Below are 9,025 nucleotides of genomic sequence, written 5' to 3'. Positions count from 1 at the left end.
CTCAATCCGGCGCGTTGGGCGCGTAGCGCGTCCGCCAGCCCTGCAGGCTGACGTTGCTGCTGTCGGGGCCGCTGACGGTCACGGTGATCTTCAAGGCATCGCCCGCGGCAGGGATGTTGTCCAGCGCCGCGGCGCTGACAACCACCGAGGCGCTGTAACCCGACAGCCCGGCGACCGCCGTGTTCGTCACGTCACGGATGCCGGTCATGGCGAAGCCGTTGTAGTCGTTGACGTTGTTGAAGAAGTTGCTCGGTCCGTCGCGGGTCTGGCCACTCTCGGGGCCCGGGGCTTCGACGAGAGAGGCGCAGCCATTGGTGGGCGAGAGGGTCGCCGTGCTGGCCGTCTCGACGTTTGCGTCGGTCGGATCGCACCAGGTGAAGGGCATCAGCTCGACCTCGCGCAGCAGCGATTCCGCGATGGCCAGCTGCTGGCGGCGCACCATGGGGTCGGTGCTGAAGGTCGTTGCGGTGACGAAGACCTTCAGCATCGCGGCCAGCGCGATACCGACGACGACGATGAAGAGCAGCAGTTCGATGAGGGTCAGGCCGCGCGCGCGCCGCCTGCGGTGCATGGCCGGCATGCGGGGGATGCTAGCCGAGCGCCTCATGGATCAAGCCTCAAGGAGTCGGGTAGATCAGGCCCGTATCCGCCTCGATGCGGTAGACCTGGGTGTAGCCGCCGTAGGCGACGGTGACGGCCATGGCGGCTCCGGTGCTCGTCGCCGTCGCGCCGCTGTTGGCGTTGTTGAAGGTGACCGTGCGGCTGCCGCCTTCGGCGATGCAGGGGCTTTCGGTGGCAGGGCAGGGCAGGGAGTCGATGACCGTCCCGCTGCCCAAGGCATAGGCCCAGGTGACACCCGTCCCCGTGATGGTCTCGGCGATGGGCCGGCGCTGCTGCAGGGCCAGCCTGAGCATGGCCTGGTGGCGGGCCTGCAGGTCGTCGCCAAAAGTACGCAGCCGCCACAGCGTCGTGTCCACCACCTTGGGAAGGGCGAACACCGCCAGGGCGGCTGTGATCACGATGACGAGGATGAGCTCGATCAGCGTGAAGCCTTGCGCCGCATGGGGCGGCGCCTTGGTCATCAGATGCCGGTTGCCGTGAAGTTCACGGCGACGACCGGGGTCGCGGTGACGGCGGCCGTGGTGCCCTGCTGGCGCACGACGCAGGTCGTCACGGTCGCATTGGCGGCGACGGTGGTGCCGGTGTCGATGGTGTAGCCGCTGGGCAGGCCACCTTGCAGGGCGCTGGCGACGTGGGTGCAGTCGCTGACGGCGACGCCGTTGCCGGAATTGGCCTTGCGGGCGGCGTAGTTGATGGCGGAGGCGGAGCTGAGCGCGCCGCCGATGCCCTTCAGGGCGGCGGCCTTGGCGTCGTCGTCGACGGCCACGAACTTGGGCAGCGCGACGGCAGACAGCACGCCGAGGATGACGATGACCATCACCAACTCGATCAGGGTGAAGCCGGCTTGCTGGGACTTGTTCATGGAGGCCTTCCTGCGCTTTCTGCGCTGTGGTGCGATGTGGCTGGACTATCGGCCACCGCCCCAGCGATGAGAAGTGAATAGCGCACGAGTTTTATGAGGGGCTCACATCAGGCTGCAAACCGTTGCAAGGTTCACGCCACAAACGTGGTTTCAGCGCCCCATCGCCGCCTGACCCAGGTTCCACAGCGGCAGGAAGACGCCCAGGGCCAGCACCAGCACCATGCCGCCGATGATGGTCAGCAGGATGGGCTCGATGGCGGCGGACAGGCCCTTGATGGCGAAATCGGTCTCGCGCTCGTACATCTGCGCGATCTCGGTCATCAGCGTGTCCAGCTCGCCCGTCTCCTCGCCGACCGCAATCATTTGCAGCACGATCGGCGTGAAGACCCCGGTGGCCGTGGCGCAGCGCGAGATGCTCTCGCCGCGCTCGACGCCGTCGCGCATCTGCTCGATGCGGGCGCCGATGTAGGCGTTGTCCACCGTCTGGGCCACGACCGTGAGGGCCTGGCTGATGGGCACGCCGGAGCTGCTGGCCAGCGCGAAGCTGCGGGCGAAGCGGGCCAGTGTGGCCTTCAGCACGATATCTCCGGCGATCGGCAGGCGCAGCTTGAAGCGGTCCCAGGCGTAGCGGCCGCCGGGCGTGGCGATCCAGTTGCGCCAGATCAGCCCGAGGCCGATGCCGACGGCCACCACCATGGGCCACCACTTCACCGTCCAGCGCGAGAAGCCGAGCAGGATGCGCGTCATCAGCGGCAGTTCGCTCTTGAAGTGGGCGAAGACGTCGGCGAACTTGGGCAGCACGAAGATGTTGATGACGATCAGCGCGATGGCCATGGCGATGATGACCATGATGGGATAGCGCAGGGCCTGCTTGATGCGGGCGCGGATGTCGAGCTCGAACTCCAGATGCTCGGCCAGGCGCTGGAAGACCTCGGTCAGCTTGCCGGTCAGCTCGCCGACACGGGTCATGGCGACGTAGAAGGTGCTGAACACGGTGGGGTGGCGGGCGAAGGCGGTGCCCAGCTCGCGGCCCTGGTCGAGGCTGGCACGCACGTCCTGCAGCAGGGCGATGATGCCGGGATGGCTGGTGGAGGCCTCCAGGCCGGCCAGGGCGCGCAGGATGGGCACGCCGGCCTTCTGCAGGGTGTAGAGCTGGCGCGTCAGCACCAGGGCGTCTTCCTGGGTGATGGGCTTGGCGAGCAGGGCTTCGAGCCAGTTGCTGCCGCCGGCCACACTGACGGCCTCGGTCGTGGCCTCGATGCTGACGGGCACGACGCCGCCGGCCATCAGCTGGGCGGCGACGGCATCGCTGTTCAGGGCATCGACGATGCCTTCGACCAGTTCACCGCGGCCATTGCGGCCCTTGAACGCGAAGTTCATTCAGCGTCCACGCTGATGCGCACCGCCTCGGCCAGCGAGGTCTTGCCTTCGCGCACGAGGGCCAGGCTGCGGTCGGCCAGGGTCTTGCCCTTCAGCGACCTGCGCGCCGCCGTCAGGAAGGCGCCGGCATCGCTGTTCTGGATGGCCAGGGCCATGTCGGGGTCCATTTCCAGCATCTCGTAGATGCCGCGCCGGCCCTGGTAACCCGTGCCGTTGCACTCGGCGCAGCCGCGCCCGGCGACGCTCTTCACCGGGCCGGGTGCCTCGCCGTTCAGGGCCATGACCTCGTTGAGCCAGGCCTGCTCTTGGGGCGTGGCCAGATGGGGTTCGGCGCAATGCTTGCAGACGCCGCGCAGCAGGCGCTGGGCCAGCACGGCCTGCAGCGAGGTGGCCACCATGAAGGGCGGCGCGCCCATGTCCAGCAGCCGGAAGGGCGTGGAGACCGTGTCCTTGGTGTGCAGGGTGGACAGCAGCAGATGGCCGGTGATGGCGGCGCGCAGGCCGATCTCGGCCGTCTCGGCGTCGCGCATTTCGCCCACCAGGATGACGTCGGGGTCCTGGCGCAGCGCGGCGCGCAGCACCTTGGCGAAGTCCAGCTCGATCTTGTCGTTGACCTGCACCTGGGTCAGGCCCGGCAGGCGGTATTCGATGGGGTCTTCGGCCGTGATGATCTTGAGCTTCTCGGAGTCCAGCTCGGCCAGGGCCGCATAGAGGGTCGAGGTCTTGCCGGAACCGGTCGGGCCGGTGACGAGGATCATGCCGGAGTCGCGCCCCAGCAGCTCGCGAAAACGCTTGAGCATGTCGTCCGGCATGCCGATGGCGTCCAGGCGGCGCAGCGCCGAGCCCTGGCCCAGCAGGCGCATGACGACGGATTCGCCGTACTGGCTGGGCATGGTCGACAGGCGCACGTCCAGCGTGCGGTCGCTCAGGCGCAGCGTGAAGCGGCCATCCTGGGGCAGGCGCTTCTCGGAGATGTCCAGGCCCGCCATCAGCTTCAGGCGCTGGGCCAGGGCCGGCGCGATGCGCTTATCGGCCTGCGTCAGCGTCTGCATCAGACCGTCGACGCGGTTGCGGATCAGCAGCTCGCCCTCCTGGGGCTCGATGTGCACGTCCGACGCGCCGGCGCGGGTCGCGTCCTCGAACACCGACTGCAGCAGGCGCACGACGGGCGCGCCTTCCTGGCCGACGCTGGCCTGCAGGGTGCCGAAGTCGACGGCGTCGCCGATGTCCTTCTCCAGCGCCTTGGCCAGGCCGGAGATCTCGTCGCTGCGGCGGTAATGCCTGTCGAAGACGGCGGCGAGCTGGCTGTCGGCGACGACGGCCATGGCCAGGCGGCGCTTCAGGATCTTGGCCAGTTCGTCGAAGCCGAACAGGTCCAGCGGGTCGGCCATGGCGACCAGCAGGGTGTCGCCGCGCTCCTCCAGCACCAGGGCACGGAAGCGCCGCGCCGGGGTCTCGGGCAGCAGGCGCACGAGCTCGGTCTTCAGCGGGAAGGTCTTGAGGTTGACGAAGGGCGCGCGCAGCTGGCGGGCCAGCACATGGGCCAGGGCCTCCTCGGTGATGAGATTGGCCTCGATCAGGATGCGGCCCAGCTTCTTGCCGGTGGCGCGCTGCAGCTCCAGGGCCTGGCCGAGCTGCTCGGCCGAGATCAGCTGCTGCTCGACGAGGACGTCGCCCAGGCGCAGCTTGGGGCGGGGGGCGGCGGCTGCGGTCTCGGTGGCTTCTGTCATACGTTGCTGGTGGCGTGGACCTCGGCGAGGGTGGTGATGCCCTGCAAGACCTTGATGATGCCGTCCTGGCGCAGCGAACGCATGCCTTCGGCGAGGCCGGCGTGATGTAGTTCCTCGGCGCGGGCCCCGGTCTGGATCATGCGTCGTATGTCTTTGGACACAGTCAGCAATTCGTGCAGGCCGGCTCGACCCTTGTAGCCACTGCCGCCGCAGGCCGTGCAGCCCGGGCTGTGGTGCTTCAACAACCGGCCGCCCTGGCCATGGGACTTGATCCAGTCCGCCATCAGCGCCAGCTTGCTGGGCCGCCCCTCGGCCGGGAAGACATGCAGGTAGTCGTCCAGCAGTTCCTGCAGCTCGGCCTCGGTCATGGGTTCGCTGGTGCGGCAGGTCGGGCAGCTGCGCCGCACCAGGCGCTGGGCCAGCACGGCCAGCAGCGAGTCGGCGAAGTTGAAGGGGTCCATGCCCATGTCGAGCAGGCGGGTGATGGTCTCAGCCGCGCTGTTGGTGTGCAGCGTGGACAGCACCAGGTGGCCGGTCAGCGAGGCCTCGATGGCGATCTCGGCCGTCTCCTGGTCGCGGATCTCGCCGACCATGATGACGTCGGGGTCGGCACGCAGGAAGGCACGCAGGGCCTTGGCGAAGGTCCAGTCGATCTTGGGATTCACCTGCACCTGGCGCAGGCCGGCCTGGGTGATTTCGATGGGGTCTTCGGCCGTCCAGATCTTGCGCTCGGCCGTGTTGATGTGGCTCAGGGCCGAATGCAGGGTCGTCGTCTTGCCCGAGCCGGTCGGGCCGACGCAAAGCACCATGCCATAGGGGCGGGCCACCGCGCCCTGCAGGGCGGCGAGGTTGGCCGGCGTGAGGCCGATGCGGTCCAGCGGTATGGGCTTGCTGCTGGCCAGCAGGCGCATGACGACGTCCTCCAGGCCGTTGTTGGTCGGGATGGTCGCCACGCGCAGCTCCAGCTTGTGCTGGGACGAGAAGCGCGCGAAGTTGATCTTGCCGTCCTGGGGCTTGCGGCGCTCGGAGATGTCGAGGTCGCACATGATCTTGATGCGGGCGATCATGGCGTTGCGATAGGTGTGGGGCAGCTCCAGATAGGGCTGCAGCACGCCGTCGCGGCGGAAGCGGATCTTGAGCTTCTCGCGCCCCGGGTAGGTCTCGATGTGGATGTCCGACACGCCCTGGTTGTGCGCCTCGATGATCATGGAGTTGATCAGGCGCACCAGCGAGTTGTCGCTCTGCTCGATGGGCGACTCTTCTTCCTTGGCCGTGCGCTCGCTGCTGTCGCGCTCCAGGCTCTCGATGAGCTTGTTGGAGCTTTCCAGCGTGAAGTCGGGCGTCAAGTCGGGCAGGTTGTCGACGTGGGCGCGCGGCAGGGCCTCGGCGCCATAGCGCTCGAAGGTTGATGGGATGGCGAACTGCAGGGTGCCGAGCTTGGTCAGCGTCGGCACGACCTTGAGCTGGGTGATGAACTCGACCTCGTCGAGGGCGTCGCGCCGGGTCGGGTCCTCCATGGCGACGATGAGGCGGCCGTCGCGCAGCACCAGGGGCAGCACCTCCAGGCGCTTGGCCACGGCATGGGGCAGCTTGCGCACCGCGTCGGGCTCGATGGTGAAGTTCTCGACGTCGACGACCGGATAGCCCATCTTGCGCGCCAGTGCCGACTGCAGCTGGGCGCGGCTGATGACGTTTCTGCGCACCAGCAGCTCGCCAAGCGGGACGGAGCGGTCGTCGCGCTGCTGCACCAGGGCCTGCTCGAGCTGCTCGGGCGTGACCAGCGCCAGGGCCAGCAGGGCCTCGCCGATGCGCACCATGGGCATCTTGGCCTGCTGCTCGATGGCCTGCAGCAACTGGTCGGCGGTGACGATCTGCTGGTTGACGAGGATGTCGCCAACGCGGCGCTGGCGCAGGCTGTTCTGCTCGACGGCGGCGGCGTTGAGCTGCTCGGGCGTGACGAGCTCGTCCTTCAGCAGCATGTCGCCCAGGCGCTCGCCGATCTCGAAATGCGCCAGCACCTCGCGCGGCACGAAGACGCGCCGCACCGAGTCGTCGTCGTCGGCCAGCGGCGGGAACAGGAAGAGGCCGAAGCCGTCGTGATGGTGGCCGATGGTCACGCCCTTGAGCTCGTCGCCGCCGTTGAAGACGATGCGGAAATCGCTGCGCGGGCGTTGGTCGACGCTCAGCGGCGCGTTCAGGTCGCCGGTATCGCGCGGTGGCACCGTCAGCGGGTTCAGCAACTTGATGGCGCGGAACTGGCTGAACTTCAACGGCATGCTGTTGCGCGCCGGCGGCACATTGATCTGCACGATGCGGTCGCTGGCATCCAGCTTCAGCACCTGTCCGACGCTGCGGCTGTTGTTCAGCCCCAGGATCTCGCAGGCCTCGGCGCCGCGCTGCACTTGCGGCTGGGGGTAGGCGGCGTAGGGCGGGGTGGGCCAGAGGAAGCCGGAGGCCGGGCCAGCCGCAGCAGTGTCGGCATCGACATGGGGCCAGGGCAGGGGCTGGGACGGGTCGTTCATGGGCTGGGGCAGCAGGGGTTGCCGACGATTATGGAGGGCCGCCACCCGGGGCCAGCCCCGAAGAAGCACCGTGCTGGCGCCATAGACCCACGGCCTGCGGCCTCGAGCCGGCTTGGCGAGAATGGCGGCATGAACATCCTGCTCACCGGTTTCGAACCCTTTGGCGGCGAAGCCATCAATCCTTCCTGGGAAGTCGCGCGCGCCGTGCAGGGCCACATCATCGCGGGCGCCCTGGTGCAGGCACGCTGCCTGCCGACCAGCTTTGGCGCCGCCCCCGTCGCCCTGGCCGAGGCGCTGGCCGAAGTGCAGCCCGGGCTGGTCATTGCCCTGGGCCAGGCCAGCGGCCGCACCGAGATCTCCATCGAGCGCGTGGCCGTCAACCTCATCGATGCCCGCATCGCCGACAACGCCGGCGAGCGGCTCCAGGACGTGCCGGTGCGTGCGGGAGCGCCGGCCGCCTATTTCTCGACCTTGCCCATCAAGGCCATGCGCAACGGCCTGCGTGCGGCCGGGCATCCGGCCGGGCTGTCGCTGTCGGCCGGCGCCTTTGTCTGCAACCAGGTGTTCTTCGAGCTGCAGCACCAGCTCGCCGGCCGCGACGTGAAGAGCGGCTTCATCCACATCCCCGCCTTGCCCGAGCAGGCCGCGCGCAGCCAGCCGACGCTGCCCAGCATGAGCCTGGCGGCCCAGGTCGAGGCCATCAAGCTGGCGATCGCCATCGCACTGACGGGCGACGAGGCCCTGGCCTCGGGCGAGCCGGATGAAGGCGCGCCGGTGGCCTGAGTAGGGCCTGTTGACGCTACGGCGATGGGTCGCGAAGGCCCGACGCAAGGGGCCAATCTAGACGCAGCGCGCCGCCCGCACTCGTGTGCGGGCCAGGGCTGCAACAACGAGTGGCCCTTGCGGCGGGCCTTCCCGAAGGGTTGTGGCCAGAAAGGCCGCATGCTGTGTTGCAAATCCTCGCTGGGCGAGGAGCCCAGCTTGCGGTTTGCTGTCGTGCCTGCGGCCTTTCTGGCCACAACGCGGCCCATTGTCGTAGCGTCAGCAGGCCCTATTCTTCGCTGTACTGGCGCCAGCGCGCGCTGGCGTGGCGCATCAGGTGGACCTGGCGGAAGAAGCGGCGACAGTTGCTGCAGATCCGGTGGTGCAGGCGCAGCGACAGGCGCTCGGCCAGCGGCACGCGGCGGTCTTCGGCCTGCAACGTGATCTGCGTGGCCTCCCGGCAAGTGATCTTCAGCTTGATCAAGACGCTCCTCCATTGGGCGCTGCAGTGAACCAGCCTGCCTGCAGGCAGTCCCTCAGCCGCAGTCGGGCGCGGTGCAGCATGACCCAGAGATTCGTCGGCGTGATCGCCAGTTCCTTACAGATCTCGTCGGATTCCAGCTCCAGCCACTCCCGCATCATGAACAGCCGCCCCTGCTGGCCGGGCAGCTTCTCGACGCAGGCTTCCAGCACCTTCATGAAGTCGACCTGGCGCAGCACGTCCTCGGGGTTGCCCCAGTCGTGCTGGGCCTCGCGCCAATGGCCGTCGCCGGCAAAGAGCAACTCGTCCAGGTCCTCGCCGTCGTCGCTCGTGGCCGTGGTCGACATCTCGCGGCTGTTCTTGCGGATCTGGTCGACGAGCTTGTGCTTGAGGATGCCCACGAGCCAGGTCTTGAGCTGGCTGGCGCCGGCAAAGGCCTGGGGCTTTTCCAGCGCCGCCAGCAGAGTCTCGGAGACGGCGTCCTCGGCCCAGGCGGGGTTGCGCAGCTGCAGCCGTGCGTATTTCAGCAGGGCCGGGCGCAGGGTCTCGATCTGGCGGCAGAAATCGGGCGTTGCGGTCATGACGGCGGGCAGTGTAAGGACTCGACAGCGTCTTGCGACTTCGTCCTTGCCGCCGCATCATCGGCCGCCTTTCACCCCCCAACCTT

General features: G+C 68.3%; 9 protein-coding genes. 1 reads left to right on the top strand and 8 read right to left on the bottom strand.

The genetic code is table 11. The features are described 5' to 3' along the window. Position 1: 1 nt before the first annotated feature. From J2X20_RS00640 to J2X20_RS00615, 6 genes are all read right to left on the bottom strand, one after another. On the bottom strand, positions 2-607 hold the full coding sequence (locus J2X20_RS00640) for a type IV pilus modification PilV family protein (protein WP_310259341.1): 606 nt from the start codon (positions 605-607) through the stop codon (positions 2-4). A gap of 10 nt (positions 608-617) precedes the next feature. Next, complete coding sequence (locus tag J2X20_RS00635) at positions 618-1,082, bottom strand: type II secretion system protein (RefSeq protein WP_310259338.1); 465 nt, start codon at positions 1,080-1,082, stop codon at positions 618-620. Beyond that, a complete protein-coding gene (locus tag J2X20_RS00630; RefSeq protein WP_310259336.1) occupies positions 1,082-1,483 on the bottom strand; it encodes a prepilin-type N-terminal cleavage/methylation domain-containing protein in 402 nt (133 codons plus the stop codon). Before J2X20_RS00630 ends, J2X20_RS00635 begins: the two co-directional genes overlap by 1 nt. Before the next feature lie 150 nt (positions 1,484-1,633). Beyond that, entirely contained in the window at positions 1,634-2,863 is a 1,230-nt protein-coding gene (locus J2X20_RS00625; protein ID WP_310259333.1) for a type II secretion system F family protein, read from the bottom strand. Continuing rightward, complete coding sequence (locus J2X20_RS00620) at positions 2,860-4,593, bottom strand: GspE/PulE family protein (RefSeq protein WP_310259330.1); 1,734 nt, start codon at positions 4,591-4,593, stop codon at positions 2,860-2,862. The genes J2X20_RS00625 and J2X20_RS00620 overlap by 4 nt, the downstream gene beginning before the upstream one ends. Further along, on the bottom strand, positions 4,590-7,115 hold the full coding sequence (locus tag J2X20_RS00615) for a GspE/PulE family protein (RefSeq protein ID WP_310259327.1): 2,526 nt from the start codon (positions 7,113-7,115) through the stop codon (positions 4,590-4,592). Before J2X20_RS00615 ends, J2X20_RS00620 begins: the two co-directional genes overlap by 4 nt. Positions 7,116-7,244: 129 nt before the next feature. Between J2X20_RS00615 and pcp the strand changes: the two genes are divergently transcribed. Beyond that, positions 7,245-7,898 (top strand): pyroglutamyl-peptidase I, encoded by a 654-nt coding sequence (gene pcp / locus J2X20_RS00610; protein WP_310259324.1) that lies wholly within the window; start codon positions 7,245-7,247, stop codon positions 7,896-7,898. Between the two features lie 268 nt (positions 7,899-8,166). On the opposite strand, the gene J2X20_RS00605 is transcribed toward pcp, so the two are convergent. Then, the gene (locus J2X20_RS00605) at positions 8,167-8,361 is read right to left on the bottom strand and encodes an anti-sigma factor family protein (RefSeq protein ID WP_029755571.1); all 195 of its coding nucleotides are present in this window, start codon (positions 8,359-8,361) and stop codon (positions 8,167-8,169) included. Beyond that, complete coding sequence (locus tag J2X20_RS00600) at positions 8,358-8,939, bottom strand: sigma-70 family RNA polymerase sigma factor (RefSeq protein WP_310259318.1); 582 nt, start codon at positions 8,937-8,939, stop codon at positions 8,358-8,360. The genes J2X20_RS00605 and J2X20_RS00600 overlap by 4 nt, the downstream gene beginning before the upstream one ends. Between the last annotated feature and the right edge of the window lie 86 nt (positions 8,940-9,025).

The sequence above is a fragment of the Roseateles saccharophilus genome (assembly GCF_031458095.1).
Lineage (GTDB): Bacteria > Pseudomonadota > Gammaproteobacteria > Burkholderiales > Burkholderiaceae_C > Pelomonas > Pelomonas saccharophila_A.
This window is presented reverse-complemented; position numbering and strand designations above follow the sequence as displayed.